Genomic DNA, 19,799 nt, shown 5'->3' with positions numbered 1-19,799 from the left:
AGATCGATATATACAAACTAATCTCGACACTCATTTACTCTTTAAATAAATATGATCTATTTAATGTTCGGTAACTTTACGTTAGAACGACTATTGAATAAAAAGTATACGTATAGAGTTACTAATGCGTTTACATTTTAATAAAAATTTATATATTTTTTTATTACTCACTGTAATATTGAAGATGTTTTTTAATAAAAGCTTCTACGGCCTCATCAATTTTTTCCCATTCTGGAAGTAATTTAATGGAAAAGCGATAGAGTAAGTTTAAATCTCGTCCAACATGGATATCTCTTTGGCAGTTTCCTTTCCCAAATAAAGAATTTTTTGGTTCAATTGTGCAGCGCACAGCATATGTAAGTTTACCATAACGAGGTGCTGTGAATAATACCTCATTTATGTATCCTTCTTTCTGTTTTAAGTGGTTGGTAGTCAGACCATATGGCCCAGCATAAGGAAGCCCCTCTATTAAATTTCGATAAATTGGTTCAATGCGGCCTGACATATCATGTGCTATTGTTCTTTGTGAAAGTTGTAAAATAATAAGATTGTCTGTATAGGTTTTATTAATGCCTTTAATCTCTTGGGTAAGAGGAGCTTTGAGTTCAGGCCAGGTAATCTGAAGATCAATATGTTCAGCTGGGCCATCAATACGTTGATCTGGAAAGCGTATGATATCATAAGGTATGTGGATAAAATCTGGCCCTATTGTTATTGTGATTATTTGTGGGTGATCTTTTTGAAAAGAAAAATATATTTTGTATATTAACCAGCGACCAGAAAAACTTATAGCAAAGGCTAAGAGTACTAAGCATATTATTAGAGCTATTATACGATAAATAAAATTAATAAGAGATATGGGTTCTCCATATGAATCTCCCATGTCTTGGTTCATGGTTATTGCTCTATTTTATTAAGGATAATTAAAATTATAGCTTAAGATTTTGTAATTATATGTTTAATAAGTTATGAAAATATTTAAAAAATAAAAGAGATTTCTTAACAGTCAGTTCTTAAGATAGAGAGTAGTATCTTTAATTAAAAGGAGGAAATTTTGATGATAAATGAATTTAAGGCGTTTATTGCTCGAGGTAATGTTATAGATCTCGCTGTTGGTGTTATTATAGGAGCAGCACTTAATCGGATAGTTCAATCTCTTGTTGAAGATATGATAATGCCAATAGCGGGTGTTATTACAGGTGGAAATATTGATTTTTCTGATTATTTTATTCCTTTAAGTACAGAAATTACAGAGATTTCTCTTATGGCTGCGCGTAAGCAGGGAGCAGTTTTAGCTTATGGAAGTTTTATTAGCAGTGTTATATAGCAGTGTTATAAATTTTTTTATTTTAGCAATAATTGTATTTTTTATAGTAAAACTAGTTAATAAAATACGGATTTTGGAAAATGTTGTCTCAATAAAAAGTGAAGCAGGAGCTGTGCCTGCTGATATACAGCTTCTTTCTGAAATTCGTGATTTACTTAAAGTACATTAAATTATTGAAATAGTTTACTTGTGTTAGTGGGAAAGCGGAGACATTATATTTAATTTGCAATTTCTTTGGATCTCATTTGTGCAGCAGCCAAGGCTTTATCAAAGAGAGCTTGCATACCGTCTTTCCCCAAAAGAACAGATAAAGCTTTTTCTGTGGTGCCGCCTGGGGATGTTACGTTTTCTCGTAGGGTTGAGATTTCATCAGTAGATTGACGTATAAGCTCGCTTGATCCTATGATTGTATCACGTGCTAACCTAACCGATAAATTTTGAGGTAGTCCTAACTTGCAAGCTGCGTTAGCCATGCATTCTATAAGATAAAACAGGTAAGCTGGGCCACTACCGGATAAAGCTGTCACTATATCCATGTCTTCTTCTTTGAGAAGCCATTCTACTGTTCCTAAAATGCTTAATAATTTATTAACTTTCTGATGTGCATTTGAATTAATTTTTTTATTAGCAAACACAGCAGTAACACTACATTTTACTGTAGCAGCTATATTAGGCATAGCACGTATTATGGCAATGTCACCAAGATTTTTTCTAAAATAAGCAAGTGTTTTTCCAGCTGCAATAGAAATGACAATAGTTGTTTCTTCAATAAGAGACTTTATTATAGGAATGACGGTGTCTATGTCATGTGGTTTAACTGCTATCAAAACAATCTCAGCTTTTATATTTTGAGGTGGGATATTTTTATATGCTATATTATATTCTCTGATCTTAGCGGTTGCTTCTATTGATGGTTTGGGATCTATTACCATCATTGATGATGGAGGAATTCCTCCTTCTAACCAACCTGAGAGTATAGCTGTACCCATCTTGCCAGCACCAACCAATGCTATTATTCCCAGGTTATCATTCATAGAATTATACCTCATGGCCTTAACCTATATAGTTCAATATAACCTCAAAAACAGTGTTATTATCTGAAAATTTTTTGAAAAACAAATTCACAGGAGAAAATTAAAAATGGTTATTAACTTTTTAAAAAGAACAAAATATTAAAGCTTTATTGGAGATAAAATATCTACTTTAAAATAAAAGAAATAATCAAATAGCTTCAAAACTATTCAGCATTTTTGGTATTCTTTTTCTTAACAGTGGATTCAACAGACATGTATTTCTCTAATTGCTCGAGACGTTGACGGAGAGAAGCGTTTTCCTCGCACACTTTTAAAAGTGTATTTTTTACAGCTTCAAATTCTTCAGAACGAACAAGGCTCATCTTGTTAATCAAGCTTTGAACTTTAACCTGGATAATGGTTTCTACTTCTCGAGATACACCTTTAAAAACACCATTCGCAGACGATATAAAACGATCAGCTTGATCGAGGATACAGTTATTATCAAAAATCATCGTATTTTCTTTATTAAATTTATAAAACCTCAAATTACCTATATAGACTTTATTATTATTACAATAAAGTAAAAACTGTGATTTTTTTTGTGTATAATATCTTTAAATTTTATGGTTATTTTTCAAAAAGCATCTTGACCATTATGTAACATGAGATAATTTCCTGTTAGTATTAAATTTATTATGTGGTGGTGATGTTATCAACTCTTGATTTATTATCTATTGTTCCATATCCGAAAATTGATCCAATTTTATTTGCAATAGGTTCTTTTTCTGTTCGATGGTATGGGTTAGCTTATTTGGGAGGCCTATTATTTGGCTTACTTTATGCCCGTAAGATATTTGATAATCAGTTTTTGGGGACAGCAGAGCAAAGGCGTCTAAACTCTATATATAGGGAGCGAGCATATCAGGATCATTGTGTATTCTGGATAGCTTGTGGTGTAATAGTAGGAGGTCGTTTAGGGTATGTATTATTTTATGATTTCAGTGCTGCCATACTCGATCCTTTACGTTCTTTAAAAATATGGAATGGTGGAATGTCATTTCATGGGGGATTTATTGGTGTTGTTCTGGTTTTAATATTTATGGCATATAGTAAAAAAATCTCTATTTGGACATTGTCAGATGTTGTAGCAGCTGTGGCACCAATCGGGATATTTTTAGGGCGTTTTGCTAATTTTATAAATGATGAATTGTGGGGAAGGCCTTCGGTTGTTCCTTGGGCGATGGTATTCCCATCAGGGGGAGAAGTCTCCCGTCATCCAAGTCAGTAATACGAGGCAATTCTTGAAGGAATTGTTCTTTTTTTGATTTTATATTATTTAATTTACTTTAAAAAAGCTTTGAAGATTCCAGGTCTTGTATCAAGTACTTTTGTATGTGTTTATGCTTTTTTCAGAATATTTGTAGAATTTTTTCGTGAACCAGATGTCCAACTTGGTTATATATTTGGAGATTGGGTTACAATGGGTATGGTATTATCTTTTCCTATGATGATTATTGGTCTTTTGGGTGTTTTTCAAGCAATATCATCAGCAAAATAGGATGTATGTTGGTTTCCCCTTTAACAAAAAAAATAAAAGGTTTAATTCAGGATAGTGGTCCTATAGCAATTGACAAATTTTTTTCTCTTTGTCTTTCAGACCCAGAGTATGGTTACTACAATATATGTGAGCCATTTGGTCCTACCGGAGACTTTATCACTGCTCCAGAGATAAGTCAGTTATTTGGTGAAATGATAGCAGTTTTTCTCGTTTACTCCTGGCAATCTCATGGTCGCCCAGATTCTGTAAGATTAGTAGAGCTTGGTCCTGGTAGAGGAACTATGATGTCTGATATTTTGCGGGTCATTGTTAAATTGGAACCTGCATTATTTAATCTGTTATCCGTTCATTTGATTGAAATGAGTAAGCGATTAATCGCCATACAAAAAAAGGTTTTGTCTAAGTATTTATCAAAGATACACTGGCATAATAGTGTTGATTATGTTCCTTCAGGTTTTGTGCTTTTAGTTGCTAATGAATTCTTTGATAGTATACCTATTAAACAATTTGTTTTAACAGAAAAAGGCATTTACGAACGTATGGTTGGTCTTAATAATGATAACGGCCTTGCTTTTTGTTTAGATAATCAGGAAGCAAATTGCGCTATTCTCCCTGATAAAAAGAAATGGCCTTTAGGGAAAATATTTGAAACGTCTCTAATTCGTCAAATAGTAATCAAAGCAATTGCTCAGAGATTATTGTGTGGGGGAGGTGTAGCTGTTATAATTGATTATGGGCATATTGTGAGTGGTTTTGGTGATACTTTGCAGGCAGTTAAAGAGCATAGATATGATTCTCCACTCGCGCATCCTGGCGAAGCTGATCTCACAAGCCATGTTGATTTTCAACAGTTAGCAGAAATAGCATCTAATTTTGACATTCAGGTTCATGACTGCATAACGCAGGAGAGATTTCTAAGAGGTCTTGGTATTTGGCAAAGAGCGAATGTGCTTGCAAGGAATACAACAAAAAAAGAACTGTTTTTGAAGAAGTAGAACGTTTGACAGGTATTCAGAATAGAAATATGGGTCAATTATTTAAGGTTTTAATGATTTCTTCTCCTAAAGTAGAACCTATGCCATTAATATAATATCAATGACATAAAGGCATCTTTTCTAGATATTGAGACGATGTTTAAGGTAAATAATGAAGAAAGTCCTATTCTCCGCCAAGCCATTACTCTCTCCTTCTATTTCAAGTATTCAAGGAGTTATCCATGGTTTTTTTAAGCGGCATTCTGGTGTTTCAGAGGGCGTTTATTCCAGTTTGAATGTTAGTTTTTCTGCTGGGGATGATGATAAAAAAGTGATAGAAAATCGTTCTTATATCGCTTCTTGGTTTTCTCTACCTGTAAATAAATTAATTACAGCACAACAGGTTCACTCAGCAACTGTAGCAATTTTAGATGCTGATTATGATAAAAAGATGCCGATTGAAGCTGATGGGCTTGTAACGGATAAGATGAATGTAATCATAGGCGTTATGACTGCTGATTGTGTTCCTGTGCTTTTTGTTGATCCTAACAAGCGTATTATTGGTGCATCGCATGCTGGTTGGCGAGGAGTTTTATCTGGTATACTTGAAAATACTGTAGAAAAGATAGTAAGTCTTGGTGCCATTCAGGAACAGATTATCGCCTGCCTTGGTCCATCCATTACCTCGGCATATTATGAAGTAGGTCCAGAATTTGTAAAACAGTTTTTAGCATATGATATTTCGTATCAAGATTTTTTTTGTCCTTCACTTAAAGAATCCTATTTTATGTTTGATTTACCATCTCTTGTTTTAAGAAAACTTAGTACGTTAGGAGTTCAGGCCACAAGTCTTGAAAGATGTACTTATAAAGAACACTCTAATTTTTTTTCCTATCGGAGATCTTTACATGCAGGAGAAACCGACTATGGAAGACAACTCTCAGCGATACTGCTCACATAGATTTTTTTGTAGTCTACTTTTTATGAATGTCATTTATACATAGAAGGTTTTTAAAATAATACAAGCTTTTTCCTGTTAAAAAAATACCTTGAAAAGCGTATCTAACGTATCTTCGGTCAATGATATATCATCATCATTTTTAAAAATTAAAGATTTGTTATCAAAGAATATAAAAAGTTTTTCTATTTCATGAATTTTTACAATGAGTAGTAAATCTTTAACTAAAAACAACCTATAAGTTCTAAAACATAGAGTGTTCTTATACTTTTATAATAATGCTGATTATGAAATTTAAAAAAATAGTCACACTAAAAGAATGTAAAAATTGGGATCTATTGATTGGATTTTAAGCTGAAATATAAAAAAATAGGTGCGTATCTTTTCTAATCATTTTGTATTCTCAGAGGAAGAAAACAGTAAAACAATGCAGCGTGCTAATAGAAAAAAGATTTTTGTAAAGATATTAAAAATATATTTAGAAAAATCTTTAATAGCATTCCTGTGCTTCTTTATTGTTTCATGTGGCTTTGATAATACAGACAGCTATGTTCCTAGGGGGAATGTAGGTATTTCTTCATCTAAACGGTTGACATCACGCAAAAAATTAAAGCGTCGCATAAAAACATCTCAAGAAGTTCATAAGAATACGATCGAATCCAAGTCTCAGATAAAGGAAGTTAAAAATAATAACCCAAAAATTGATAATATTTCATTGGTAGTGCACAAAAACTCGTTTTTTTAGAAAAAGGGACAACTATTCGATTGCTTCCTATTGTAGGTGTCTCGCAGGGGGAAGCTTTTTTCTTGTCTCAGCAACTTGGCATAACCGCAAAAAAACGGGGATTAATTATTAAAAACGCTAATGATTTGAATAGTAATTATATCCTTAAAGGATATTTTTCTATATCTTCTCTAGAAAAAGGATTGGTAACTATTATTTATGTTTGGGACGTTCTTAGTCAAGGAGGTATTCAGTTGCATCGTTTCCAGGGGCAGGAGTCAATTAAAGGATTGTCTTATGATGTGAGGGATAAGATACCAACTTCTGTTTTTCAAAACATTGTTGTGCATACCGTGTCAGATTTTGTTCTTTGGAAACAAGCTCAAAACTAGAAAAATTTTTTAATGAATAGAATTGATATCGTATCTAGATTTCTTTTAAAGAAGAAGTATAGTTTGAATTTTTGTTCAAGACTATGAAATAGCCTTACAATTATCTTTTTTAATGCAGATGTCATCTGAAGAAGCTTTTTACAAATGTTGCAATCATAAATATAAAATTATAGTAATTAAAACAGAAAATAATAGGTACATTAGGACGATATGAAGATCTTTGCAGGTAATTCTAATAGAAATCTCGCTCAAGCTATTTGTGATCATTTGGATCTACCTCTGGGAAGAGCAAATGTGAAATGTTTCCCTGATCAGGAAGTATTCGTAGAGATTCAGGAAAATGTAAGAGGTGAAGATATTTTTATTATTCAGTCTACGTCATTTCCTGCTAATAATCATTTAATGGAATTGTTGATTATGGTTGATGCTATGCGTCGATCTTCAGCAAAGCGAATTACAGCGGTTTTCCCCTATTTTGGTTATGCTCGTCAGGATCGGAAACCTGGTCCGCGTACTCCTATATCGGCTAAACTTGTAGCAAATTTGATCACCGAAGCTGGAACTGACCGTGTTATGACATTAGATTTACATACTGGTCAGATACAGGGGTTTTTTGATATCCCGACTGATAATCTATACGCCGCGCCTATTTTGGTGCGTGATATAAAACAGCATTATGATATTTCTAATGTGATGATTGTTTCTCCGGATGTTGGAGGTGTGGTGCGTGCACGCGCTCTTGCCAAAAGACTGGATTGTTTATTGTCAATTGTTGATAAAAGACGTGAACGCCCAGGAGAAATTGAAGTTATGAATATAATAGGGAGAGTGGAAGGAAAAGATTGTATTCTTATTGACGATATTGTTGATACTGGATGTACATTATGTAATGCAGCTGAAGCGTTACTGAATCACAAAGCAGCTAGTGTTACTGCATATATTACACATGGGGTTCTTTCTGGTTCTGCAATCGATCTTGTTTCAACCTCTAAATTAAAAGAATTAGTTATTACTGATTCTATACAGCGTAATGAAAATGTGAATTATCCTTCTAATATGCGTGTTATTACGACTGCAGCTTTTTTGGGGGATGCAATTTTGAGAACATCTCAAGAACAATCTGTTTCTAGCTTATTTGATTAATTAAATGTGATATAGGAATATTATATATATTTTGCTTCTTTTTGCAGTATTTTTCAGAATAGAGAAAGTTGTATAGTACTGTGTATGAGTTTTTCGTGGAGTTTTTAAGTTATTTTAATTTTTTAGAGGAATGGCTCAGGGCACTTGATGATGTTGTGATATTTTATGATGCTACGTTTACATAACGATAGCTGTCTTAATAAGAAAAAAGTCATTTGAGAAGAAATGATATGTTTTTGGCTTAGGTAGTTGGGTTATAATTGTTCAGAATACCTTAAAATTTCAAGTAAAAGTGGTATTTGTAACTTTAATCAACATCGTAATAATTTTTATTCAAAATATTTTTTTCTAGAAAGCAACTTATATTTTAAAATCAGAATTTCTTAGAAAATTACGCTAAATTTTCAGTGATCGAATAGTTAAAAATCTATCGCAATACCATTTTTTTCCCAATCACCAAATCTAGATGGATCTAGGCCTCCGCGTCCGCCTATTTCTCGAGGTAATTCTAGAGCTTCTTCCTTAGCTTTACGGTTTCTTGCTTCTTCTAAAGCTTTTAAAGCATGAGATGAAAGTTTCTTCATAAGAGTAGACTGAGACATTAATTCTTGAGGTATAGAAGATGACATTTCAATGCTCCTGTAGATATTAAAAATTTATTATTGCTTAATAATATTAATAAAGATCAGTAAAGAATATTGAAGATTTGATATGATCATATCATTATTTTTTTTAAATTCAAAGATAAAGAATAACATGTGTGTATGAAAATATAAAATAGGATTTCTTATGTTAACTGCTGTTATTGAAAAACATATTTTTTCGAAGTGAATATGAATTTGAAAACAAGAAATGTCTTCGGTTTCTAACTTTTTGATAATGATTTTCTTAAAATCTCAATATTTCTTGGTATTAAAAATATTGTTCCTCTGAGGAAGGGTATTTTTGTGTTGTTCTCAATATATTTATACAATTTTAATCAGGAGCAATGGATTTTGCACGGTTGTATTTTGTTATATGAATTAAAAATCTTTTGTTTGTAGGCCAAAGATATCATTTTGAATTAATATCTCAGTTTAACATAATCTGTATGTTATCATTAAATTCAATGCCGAAGGAGTTTTCCTTTCAGAATTTAGGAGATTTTTTTGAAAGATTTCGCTTTCCAGTATCGGCGTTTCTTGTTTGCATTGATTCAAATACAAAGACGTTTCATGATTGCCTTTGTGTGCATATGGTTTCAAATTATTTGTCGATGGATTAGAGTATCTGAGCAATTGGTTGTTGCGCCAACAGATTTGCGTAGTATTGATCCACTTTTCATAAGAGAGTTACTCGAGGGACGTTTTTCATTAGAAGGAAGAAGCTTGTTTTTAAAAGGAACATCACCTTTTGGCTTAGAAGTTCCAACGCAGGAGTTTGGTAAGGCATTACATGGTTTCTCGTGGCTTCGTCATTTTCAGGCAGAGCCTTCAGGTTCTAATTGTGCTGTTGCGCGTTTGCTTGTTAATGACTGGATAAAAAAACATGGACAAACTTTAAAAGGTATTGCTTGGACAACTGAAGCTGTAACGAATCGTATTATTGCATGGCTATCTCATTCGCCAGTTATTATGAAAGGAGCAGATAATCAATTCTATACATTGTTCATGAAAAGCTTATCACTTCATATACGTTATCTTGATGCTATTGTGCCATATACACCAGATGGTGTAATAAGATTACGAGCATATATTGCATTAGCAATAGCATCTATTTCTATACGAACATCTGCATCAGTAAGAGAGAAAATTATTCGCAACCTTGATAAAGAGATAGAAAGACAAATTCTTCATGATGGAACTCATATATCTCGCAACCCATGTACCATTCTAGAGTTGTTGCTTGATTTCTTGCCATTAAAAGAGGCGTGTATAAGATTTGAACAGAATATACCTCAGAAACTTCTGATAGCAATCAGTCGTATGTATCCAGCTTTACGGTTTTTTCGACATAAAGATGGTGATTTAGCACTTTTTAATGGAGCCACTTCATCGTTGGCTCCAGAACTTGTAACAGTGCTGCATTATGACGAAACAAAAGGCAACTCTTGCAGAGAATTACCTCGTGGTGGTTATCAGAGGCTTTGTGCTGGTTCAGTTGTTATCATTGTTGATACAGGAAGACAGTCTTCAGTAGAGCTTTCTCAAGTAGCTCATTCTGGTTGTCTTTCTTTTGAATTTTCATCAGGGAAGCATCGTTTTATTATTAACTCGGGGACTTCTAGATTTTCAGAAAAACGTTTTCAAAAGATTTCCCGTATTACGGCTGCTCATTCTACAGTTACATTGAATGATAAGTCTTCTAATCATTTTTCTTCGTCACATTTAACTGGACCAATTGTCCTCTCAGGAGTTTCCGAAGTCAATATTCGTCGTAAGGTTATAGAAGGCGATCAAGAAAGTTTAATTGCTACTCATGATGGCTATAGGCATAATTTTGGTTTAATACATGAACGTATGATTAATATTAATGTCAGTGGAACATTAATTAGTGGACGGGATAGATTGATGAGAATAAACTCAAAGCATTCTGAGATGACAATGAATATAAAAGCCACTGCACGCTTTCATGTCCATCCTCTTATTAAATTGATGAGTTATGATAGTGAAAGTGTATTGTTAAAAAGTCCTGATGGTGAAATCTGGCATTTCTCATCTCCTAGTAATCAAGTTCTTATTTCTGAAGATATTTTTTTTGCTGATCTCTCCGGAGTACGAAGAAGTGAACAAATTGAAATTAATTTTTCCCTTCAAGAGAAAAATTCAATTCGATGGTTTTTTTCACGTCGTCCAACGATTTGATGATTCCCGTAATGCTTTCCTTGTGATATTAAGGAAATATTATTTTTCATATTTGATGGATTAATTTCATGCAATCTTTGCCTATAAAAGAGCTTCCTTGTAAAAATGTTCCAATTAAAACAGCTCTTTTATCTGTTTATGATAAAAGAGGTATTGTTGATTTTGCCCGAGCATTACATGAAAGGGGTATTCAGCTTATATCTACGGGTGGAACTTATAATTTGATTATGACAGAAAAGATTCCTGTCATGAATATTTCAGACTTTACTGAGTTTCCAGAAATAATGGACGGTAGAGTAAAAACGTTACATCCAAAAGTATATGGAGGCCTTCTGTGTATACGAGATGATGAAAACCATATTATTACTATGAATGAGCATGATTTACAAGAAATAGATCTTGTTGTCTCAAATCTTTATCCTTTTGAAAAAATTTGCCGTGAACAATCTGATTATCAGTTAATAATAGAAAATATTGATATCGGTGGTCCAACAATGATCAGAGCTGCTGCTAAGAATCATGCCTATGTAACTGTATTGACAGATCCAGAAGATTATCCTCAGTTTCTCTCTGAATTAAATGAAAATAATGGAGGAACCGTTTATAATTTTCGTCAGAAAATGGCCGCTAAAGCGTTTGCAAGAACTGCTTTATACGATACTATGATTTTTAATTGGTTTGAAAATTTTTCCAATATTAATCCTTCACGAGATTATACTATAGGAGGCCATTTACTGCAGGAAATGCGGTATGGAGAAAATCCGCATCAAAAAGCAGCGTTTTATGCAACAGGGGAACATCGTCCTGGTGTTACCACTGCTGTTTCAGTACAAGGAAAGCAGTTATCATATAATAATATTAATGATGCAGATGCTGCGTATGAGCTTGTAGCAGAATTTCATCCAAGTTTAGAACCTGCATGTGTAATTGTTAAACATTCTAATCCATGTGGTGTAGCAGTAGCTTTAACGTGTGTTGAAGCCTATCGTCGTGCATTAGCATGTGATCCTATATCTGCTTTTGGGGGAGTTGTAGCATTTAATTGTGATTTGGATGCAGAAACGGCACGAGAAGTTGTAAAGCTCTTTACAGAAGTGATTATAGCGCCAGTAATTTCTAAGGAAGCTAAAGAAATTTTTGCAGAAAAACCGAATATACGTCTTTTAGAAGTTGGTGGGTTACCAGATCCTCATTCTCTGGGTACTTTGGTCAAGACTGTTGCAGGTGGTTTTTTAATCCAAACGCGGGATAACAGTATATTAGAAGATCAGAAGTTTGAGATAGTTACCAAGAGATTTCCAACCCGGCAGGAAATTGAAGATATGAAAATTGCTTTTAGAGTGGTAAAGCATGTTAAATCAAATGCTATCGTGTATGTCAAAGAGAAATGTACAGTTGGCATAGGAGCGGGACAAATGAGCAGAGTAGATTCAGCGCGTATCGCAGGTATGAAAGCTAAAGAAGCTTCTAGAGTGATGGGATTAAAAGAATCTTTGACATTAGGAGCAGTTGTGGCTTCTGATGCATTCTATCCTTTTGCTGATGGTCTTTTGGAGGCAATTAAGATTGGTGTAACTGCAGTTATTCAACCTGGGGGTTCAATGCGTGACTCTGAAGTAATCGAAATGGCAGATAATCATAATATTGCAATGATTTTTACTGGTATTAGAAATTTTCGCCATTAATTCCTGATAAGTTAAGTTTAATGCATATAATGAATTATATTAAAGTGACAAACAAATAAATTCTTTTGTTTCAGAATCTAATATCCTTAATTTTCCAGATGAAATATCAAACCATACACCATGTAAATGCAGCAGATTTTTCTGTTCTCGTTCGCGTATCCAAGGAAAACTACGTAAATTATTGAGAGAATTTATAATGGATATTTTTTCTACTTTTTCTTGTTTTTCTATGGAATTGTCGATTTTAACTTGTTCAGCTATAGGGCGCAAGATATCCATCCATTGACCAATAAAATCTCCTGGAGAAAGTGGTTTATTCTCTGGATTTAGAAGAGCTCGAATGCCTCCACAACCAGCGTGTCCCATGATAATAATATGTTTGACACAAAGTTCTTGCACTGCGAATTCAATGGCAGCAGAAGTTGAATGATGATAGCTGTCTGGTTGATAAGGAGGAACAATATTAGCAACGTTTCGAACTACAAAAATTTCTCCTGGCTCACAATTAAAGATTGTTTCAGGTGCAACACGAGAATCACAGCAGGAAATAATCATTATTTCGGGGGTTTGTCGATCAGCAAGGGCATGAAACTTTTTATGATCGTAACGTTCTTTAATAAAATCACGATAGCGATGAAGTAATACTTCCGGGAAGTATAGCATAAATTTATACCTTTTTCGTATTCATCAAAGATTTAATTTGTCTATAAAAAAATATGCCTAAACATTATTGATTTTTTGAACAACTTATAAAGATTTGTCAAGATTTTATTCTACAGAATAGTTCTATATTCTTTTTTAGAATATTTATAATTTTTTTTTAATATTAAGTTATTTAGTATAAAGCATGAAGATTTAATGAAAATATTAAATAAAATACTAATATTTTTTAAAGTCTGATAATATATTTTTTAATTAAAGTTCATTGGCTTAAGGATAATAGTAGTGGTTTCACGAGATTTGAAACGAGATAGAATTATTGAAATGACTGAAGGTGAGATAAGTCGTTTGGGGTATTCATCTGTTAGTGCAGATGTTCTTTTGGGTAGGGCAATCCTTGATGACCTTAAAAAATATACACCATCAATGCTTGCATTGGTTTGTGCATCTGCCTATACACATTTAAAAAATTGGGATTTTAATGAACCTTACATAGATATCAGTGAAATTGAAGGAGTTACTCCTTCTGAGAAAGCCGTTAGTATAATAACGATTGTTGCAGCCAATATTCCATATCTTTATCAATCAGTGATGGCAGAAATAACAAGCCGTCGCTGGGATTTAATGCTTGCAGTTCATCCAGTTTTAGTCTGGAAAAATGACTGTGCTCCGCAATTATATTCTCCTTTTGAATCTCAAGAAAACTCAACTCAGATGAGTTTTATACAGATTCATGTTACAAAAATTTCGCATTCAGAGTCATTAGCTCTTAAGGAAAAGTTACCTTTAATTGTCAGAAAAGTACGATTGGTAGCAAAAGATTCAGAAGAAATGTTAGCTCAATTAGATAAAGTAAGTCAATCTTTTATGAGTTTAAAAGCTGTTCGGTATCATGTAGGAATAGATGAAGCATTAGAATTTCTTAATTGGTTGAGAGATGGTAATTTTAAAATCTTTGGTATGAGACATTATACTCTCATACGAGAAAAAAAATCATTGAAACTGAAAAGTAATGAACAAACAGGACTCGGTATTTTAACTGATCCTGAGGTTTTTGTGTTTAGGTTTTGTCAAGAAACACCATTCATGACACCTGAGGTTTGTGATTTTTTAGAAGGTCCTGATTTATTAATTATTGCCAAATCTAATCTTAAATCCATTGTTTCAGGGAAATACGTGGATTACATAGGCATTAAGTGTTTTGATCCCATGGGGAAGGTAATAGGTGAATTACGTATTGTCGGGTTATTTACGTATTCTTCTTATCTACAAAACGCTTCGAGAGTCCCACTACTACGTGCAAAGATTGTTAAAGTAAAAGAACATTTTGGTTTTGATCCTGCAAGTCACTATAGTCGTGTGTTACAAAATACACTGGATTATTATCCACGGGATGACCTTTTTCAAATTGATCCAATTCTCTTGTCATCTTTTTGTGAACAGATTAATGAGCTTTCAGAGCGTCCTCATGTAAGAGTTTTACCTCGTATTGATCGATTCAATCGATTTGTTTCTATTTTGGTTTATGTATTTCGTGAGGACTTTAATTCTGTCGTTTGCGAAAAGATTGGTGATTATTTTTCTGAAGTTTATGAAGGCCACGTGTCAGCTATTTACCCGAGTTTTCTTGAAGAACCACTGACGCGTATTCATTTTATTATAGGTCGTTCAGGAGGTCGTACACCACGTCCTTCTCAGGAAAAGCTTGAGACAGTAGTTGCCTCATTAGTTACGCGTTGGGAAGAGAAATTTAAGAAGCTTGCAGGAGCAGGGGCTCCAAGTTTGTTGGTTAATCAAGCTTTTCGTGATATTTTTTCTCCAGAACAAGCAGTTGACGATTTAAAGTATATTATAACTTGTGCCAGCGGTAAAGAGGAGTTGTGTATTCGCTTTTTAGATAAAAAAGATAATAGCATACAGATAAAAATTTTTCATGCAGATAATCATGTATCTTTATCACGGCGTGTACCACTTCTTGAGAATTTAGGTTTCACTGTAATTAGTGAGGATACTTTTAAAATTGGTGTTGTTGGTAAGGGAGGCCAACGGTTTGTTATATTATATCAAATGGAATTAGAGCCAGCAGCTAATAGTTTACATGTTGATCTTGGACGTTGCAGTAAAGACCTTGTAGAGGCTTTCAAGATTATTTTTCAAGGTCGAGTAGATGATGATTTATTCAATCGTTTGGTGATTTTATCAGGATTAAGAGTCTATGAAGTTAATGTTTTGCGCTCTTATGCTCGTTATTTTCGACAAACATCTATAACATTGTCGCAAGATTTTATCGCATTGGCTTTAAATAAAAACCCTTTAATTAGCAAGCTTATTTTCTTGTTATTTCGAGATCGATTTGATCCAATTTTATCAAATACAACACGAAAAAAACGCACGAATCAACATTTGAAGGAAATTAATAAATGCTTGTTATTAGTTCCTAATCTAGATGAAGATAATGTTTTACGGCGTTATGTTAATTTAATTATGGCTACTGTGCGGACTAATTATTTTCAGAATCTTCAAAATAATGGGTTACTTTCTTTTAAATTAGATCCATCTAAAATTGATACCTTAGTCGAGCCAAGACCATTTCGTGAAATATTCGTGTATGGGCCAGAAGTAGAAGGAGTGCACCTGCGTTTTGGTAGAATAGCTCGAGGAGGATTACGGTGGTCAGATCGAGCAGAAGATTATCGTACTGAAGCGTTAGGTCTGGTAAAGGCACAAAGAGTTAAGAATGCAGTGATTGTTCCTGTGGGAGCAAAAGGATGTTTTTATCCTCGAAAATTGCCCATTGAAGGAAGCCGGAATGAAATTTTTAATGCTGGGCATGAAGCGTATAAGATTTATATTCGTGCATTATTGTCTTTAACGGATAATATTGAAAACCAAAGAATTCTGCCTCCTCCAAATATCATTCGATTGGATGATGATGATCCTTATTTTGTGGTAGCAGCAGATAAAGGAACTGCAACATTTTCAGATACAGCAAATAAATTAGCTAAGGAAATGAATTTTTGGTTAGAGGATGCTTTTGCTTCAGGCGGTTCTAGTGGCTATGATCATAAGAAAATGGGCATCACTGCTCGAGGAGCATGGGAGGCAGTAAAGAGACATTTTCGGGAAATGAATATCGATATCCAATCCATGCCTTTTACAGTTGTTGGAATTGGTGACATGTCAGGTGATGTATTTGGTAATGGTATGCTCTTATCTAAGAAGATTAAACTTATTGCTGCTTTTGATCATCGAGATATTTTTATAGACCCTGATCCTGATATGGAAACTACTTTTTCTGAACGTAATCGTATTTTTAAATTATCCTCTTCTAGCTGGCAAGATTTCAATCTAAAAATCCTCTCTCAGGGAGGGATGATTATTTCAAGGAAAGTGAAATCTGTAAAATTAACTCCTGAAGCAGCTCATGCTATTGGAATGTCGAAGATAATTGTTACTCCTTTTGAAATTATGTCTGCTATTTTGAAAGCGCCAGTTGATCTTTTATGGTTTGGTGGAATTGGAACTTATATTTCTTCACCACAGGAGCTAGATGTTGAGGTTGGTGATCCTGCAAATAATTTAATACGTGTTAGTGCAGATCAAGTGCAAGCAAAAGTTATTGGTGAAGGAGCTAATCTTGGAGTTACGCAACAAGGTCGTATTGTTTATGCATTAAATGGTGGACGTATTAATTCTGATGCGATTGATAATTCGGGAGGAGTAAATTCTTCTGACCTGGAAGTTAATATAAAAATTGCATTAGCCTCTGCTATGCGAGATGGAAAACTTACCTTACAAAAGCGTAATCGATTATTAATATCAATGACTTCCGAAGTAATCGATATTGTTTTGCGTAATAATTATCTTCAATCGTTAGCGATATCTTTAGAGCAACGTAGAGGTATTTCTATGATGCGAGAGTTCTCACAACTTATAAATGTATTTGAAGAAGAAGGAGTTCTTAATCGACAGATTGAAAACTTGCCAGATGCTAATGTTTTTAAGGAAAGATGTCGTTCTCAAAAACCACTAACACGACCAGAAATAGGTGTTTTACTCTCTTATGCAAAGCTAACATTATCAGAACACTTAATGCAGAATGATTTAATAGATGATCCATGGTTTTTAAAGTTACTGTTTAATTATTTCCCACTTAAAATGCATAAGTTATATGCTAATGATATTATAAACCATCAACTAAAAAGGGAAATAATTGCAGCAGTTTTGGCTAACGCTATCATTAATTATGGAGGACCTTGTTTTGCTGTGAGTTTAGCAAAAGCAACAGATTCTTCTCCTGTAAATGTTGTTCGTGCTGCAACTATTGCCTATGAGGGCTATGGGTTAGAGTCTTTATGGATGGAAGTCGATAGTCTTGATAATAAAATTAGTGGAGAGTTCCAAAATAGAATATATGAAGAGATTAGATTTATTTTTAAAAAACTTACATATGTGCTTATTAAGAATAAAGAATTTTTAGGCAGTATAGATACTTCTGTAAAGAAGTTGAGTACAGCATTTCATAAATTGAATAATCTTCTAACAGAAAAAGTTCCAGTAAAGTGGTTAGAAGATTTTAATTCTAAAGTAGATCAAATGATTGCGGATCAAGTTCCACATGATTTGGCTAAAAAAATTGTGCAAATGCAGTTTTTAATAATAGTTCCTGATTTAATAGAAATTTCTGAGAAATGTAAGGCTACTTTATTCAAGGTATTAGAAATGTGGTGTGCTGTTTCAGAAAGTTTTTATATTGATGAATTGCTTTCTAAGGCCAATAAGATTACGGTTGAAGAGCATTATGAAAATCTTGCATTATCCGCAGAAATTGATTGGGTATATTCTATACGACATAAAATAATTTCTAAGGCGCTTATCACAAATAATTCAGTGATCAAAATGTTACAAGAAGAAGAGATTCAGAAAATAAACAACAAGATTGCACAGATTATTGCTTCAGAAAAAATAACACCAGCATGTGTAACTATTATCACTCATTTATTGTCAGATATTTTATTGAAAATTGAGTAATTGTATATGAAATGAAAAATTCATATACCTACCTAGATAAGAGTATAGTGTTATGCTTTTTATGACGGTATTTCCAGGGCTTCTCAAAAGATCCGGACCATATACCAACTTTCAACATTCTGGCTTTAATTTCATCGTTAATGTAGCGGTCTGAATAATGTTGATAGGCTAATGCATATCCATTTATAACCATCCAGCGATTAATTTCTATTTGATCTAAAAAACAAATAACAAGAATTCGTTGATAAGAATCTACATTTTGTTTTGTACAATTAATAGTTTTATTCTTAATAAGATTTTTCAGCGCAATTGTAGATTCTTTCCCACATGAGTATTGCTTACCTTTTTTTGTACAGAGTTGATCGAATTCTGGAGAATCAATTCCAAAAAGTCTGAAACGTTTGCCTCCAATTTCGAGACTATCACCATCAATTATGAAAGGTAAGCCAGTATATTGAATATCTTGATTTGATATTTTTTTTTGCTTTTGAGAAAATGATTTAATGAAAATTTGATTTTGTATTGTCATTAAAAATACAATAATGAATATAATAAGAGATATTGTAGAGAGTAAAAGAAATCTTGTTGATTGCATGTTGTATTTGAAAAAATAACTCGTATTAGATATGATGCTTTCAAGAATTTTTTATCCTTATACAGGATCAATTTTTTTATGACTCTTTAATAAGTTAATCAAAATTTTAGTGTAATTCCGAGTGCTTATGTCTCGCATTATCTAAAATCCTCTTTATCTTTTTACAGCCTATGATTTTTTAATAATACTTAAATTTTTGTTATAGTATTTGGTTTTGGAATTCCTGTAATAGCCTCAAGATCAACAAACGAAGCATCACCGATCTCTTTAATTTCTTTTATGAATTTTTCTAACTGATTGGCTGTAGTATAATGGATATCATGCATTAAAACTAAACACTCATTTAAATTTCTTATTTGTCTCATCCCGAAATCAACCCATCCCTGATGTCTCTTCCAGTCTTCGGTATCAACATTCCAAAATAAAATGTGATATCCCATTGAATGTAATATTCTATCTGTTCTTTTAGAATGTGCTCCATAGGGAGGCCTTAATATACGATCTATTGGAGCAAAGGGCGATAAAGCATTCTCGAACATCTGTATTTGGTTTCTTATACTCCTGTCACTTAATGTTGTCATATCATAATGCTGGAATAGGTGACAACCAATTCTGTGTCCTCCAGAATAGATCATAGCAATAATATCTTTGTTCCTTTTTATTTTTTCGCCAATCACAAAGAATGTGGCATTAATGTTATTCCTCTCAAGTATGTCAAGTATTATCTTCGTATTTCTAGAATGAGGACCGTCGTCAAAAGAAAGATGTATTTTCTTTCCTGAATAAACTCTTTTTATTACGAACATATATTATATCCATGAGTTTTTTAATCAAAATACTAAAATTACCACTAGTTTGTAGTGTATTTTATAATATATTCAAATATTATTTTT

14 protein-coding genes and 3 pseudogenes are annotated in these 19,799 nt (G+C 33.2%); 10 read left to right on the top strand and 7 right to left on the bottom strand.

Annotated elements, in window-relative coordinates; all coding sequences use genetic code 11:
- Nucleotides 1-163: 163 nt before the first annotated feature.
- Nucleotides 164-895: an anchored protein gene (locus tag B488_RS06070; protein WP_015273663.1), complete on the bottom strand. Its 732-nt coding sequence runs from the start codon at nt 893-895 to the stop codon at nt 164-166.
- A 162-nt stretch (nt 896-1,057) separates the two neighbouring features.
- On the opposite strand from B488_RS06070, the pseudogene mscL reads away from it, so the two are divergent.
- Nucleotides 1,058-1,496, top strand: a pseudogene (gene mscL / locus B488_RS07465) (large conductance mechanosensitive channel protein MscL).
- Nucleotides 1,497-1,545: 49 nt separating this feature from the next.
- Here mscL and proC read toward each other — a convergent pair.
- Together proC and B488_RS06055 are read right to left on the bottom strand one after the other, a co-directional pair.
- Nucleotides 1,546-2,361, bottom strand: coding sequence for a pyrroline-5-carboxylate reductase (gene proC, locus B488_RS06060; protein ID WP_015273661.1), 816 nt, complete (start codon nt 2,359-2,361; stop codon nt 1,546-1,548).
- A gap of 203 nt (nt 2,362-2,564) precedes the next feature.
- The gene (locus B488_RS06055; protein ID WP_015273660.1) at nt 2,565-2,855 is read right to left on the bottom strand and encodes an accessory factor UbiK family protein; all 291 of its coding nucleotides are present in this window, start codon (nt 2,853-2,855) and stop codon (nt 2,565-2,567) included.
- A 194-nt stretch (nt 2,856-3,049) separates the two neighbouring features.
- Between B488_RS06055 and lgt the strand changes: the two are divergent.
- The 6 genes and pseudogenes from lgt (at nt 3,050) to B488_RS06025 (ending at nt 8,092) form a co-directional block, all read left to right on the top strand.
- Nucleotides 3,050-3,901 (top strand): annotated as a pseudogene (lgt, locus tag B488_RS06050) (prolipoprotein diacylglyceryl transferase).
- Nucleotides 3,902-3,909: 8 nt separating this feature from the next.
- A pseudogene (locus tag B488_RS06045) lies at nt 3,910-4,991 on the top strand (class I SAM-dependent methyltransferase).
- Nucleotides 4,992-5,047: 56 nt separating this feature from the next.
- Entirely contained in the window at nt 5,048-5,836 is a 789-nt protein-coding gene (gene pgeF / locus B488_RS06040) for a peptidoglycan editing factor PgeF (protein ID WP_015273657.1), read from the top strand.
- 370 nt (nt 5,837-6,206) lie between these two features.
- Nucleotides 6,207-6,578, top strand: a complete 372-nt coding sequence (locus tag B488_RS06035) for a hypothetical protein (protein WP_144049214.1) — start codon at nt 6,207-6,209, stop codon at nt 6,576-6,578.
- Between the two features lie 20 nt (nt 6,579-6,598).
- On the top strand, nt 6,599-6,949 hold the full coding sequence (locus tag B488_RS06030; RefSeq protein ID WP_015273654.1) for a hypothetical protein: 351 nt from the start codon (nt 6,599-6,601) through the stop codon (nt 6,947-6,949).
- A gap of 210 nt (nt 6,950-7,159) precedes the next feature.
- Entirely contained in the window at nt 7,160-8,092 is a 933-nt protein-coding gene (locus B488_RS06025; RefSeq protein WP_015273653.1) for a ribose-phosphate pyrophosphokinase, read from the top strand.
- Nucleotides 8,093-8,511: 419 nt separating this feature from the next.
- Here B488_RS06025 and B488_RS06020 read toward each other — a convergent pair whose 3' ends face one another.
- On the bottom strand, nt 8,512-8,721 hold the full coding sequence (locus B488_RS06020) for a DUF1674 domain-containing protein (protein WP_015273652.1): 210 nt from the start codon (nt 8,719-8,721) through the stop codon (nt 8,512-8,514).
- A 519-nt stretch (nt 8,722-9,240) separates the two neighbouring features.
- Between B488_RS06020 and B488_RS06015 the strand changes: the two genes are divergently transcribed.
- Complete coding sequence (locus B488_RS06015; protein WP_244422692.1) at nt 9,241-10,935, top strand: heparinase II/III family protein; 1,695 nt, start codon at nt 9,241-9,243, stop codon at nt 10,933-10,935.
- 68 nt (nt 10,936-11,003) lie between these two features.
- Nucleotides 11,004-12,620, top strand: coding sequence for a bifunctional phosphoribosylaminoimidazolecarboxamide formyltransferase/IMP cyclohydrolase (gene purH, locus B488_RS06010; protein ID WP_015273649.1), 1,617 nt, complete (start codon nt 11,004-11,006; stop codon nt 12,618-12,620).
- Nucleotides 12,621-12,659: 39 nt separating this feature from the next.
- Here the strand turns inward: purH and B488_RS06005 are convergent, their stop codons facing one another.
- Nucleotides 12,660-13,283, bottom strand: coding sequence for a carbonic anhydrase (locus B488_RS06005; RefSeq protein WP_015273648.1), 624 nt, complete (start codon nt 13,281-13,283; stop codon nt 12,660-12,662).
- Nucleotides 13,284-13,565: 282 nt separating this feature from the next.
- Here B488_RS06005 and B488_RS06000 point away from each other — a divergent pair, with 282 nt between their 5' ends.
- Nucleotides 13,566-18,311, top strand: a complete 4,746-nt coding sequence (locus tag B488_RS06000; RefSeq protein WP_015273647.1) for an NAD-glutamate dehydrogenase — start codon at nt 13,566-13,568, stop codon at nt 18,309-18,311.
- A 28-nt stretch (nt 18,312-18,339) separates the two neighbouring features.
- Here B488_RS06000 and B488_RS05995 read toward each other — a convergent pair whose 3' ends face one another.
- Nucleotides 18,340-18,840 (bottom strand): thermonuclease family protein, encoded by a 501-nt coding sequence (locus tag B488_RS05995; protein ID WP_172792751.1) that lies wholly within the window; start codon nt 18,838-18,840, stop codon nt 18,340-18,342.
- Nucleotides 18,841-19,094: 254 nt separating this feature from the next.
- Nucleotides 19,095-19,712, bottom strand: coding sequence for a polysaccharide deacetylase family protein (locus B488_RS05990; RefSeq protein WP_015273645.1), 618 nt, complete (start codon nt 19,710-19,712; stop codon nt 19,095-19,097).
- Nucleotides 19,713-19,799 lie beyond the last annotated feature (87 nt).

The sequence above is a fragment of the Liberibacter crescens BT-1 genome (genome assembly GCF_000325745.1).
In the GTDB taxonomy this organism is placed as follows: domain Bacteria; phylum Pseudomonadota; class Alphaproteobacteria; order Rhizobiales; family Rhizobiaceae; genus Liberibacter; species Liberibacter crescens.
Note: the sequence above shows the minus strand (reverse complement) of the source record. Positions and strands in the feature narration are given on the sequence as shown.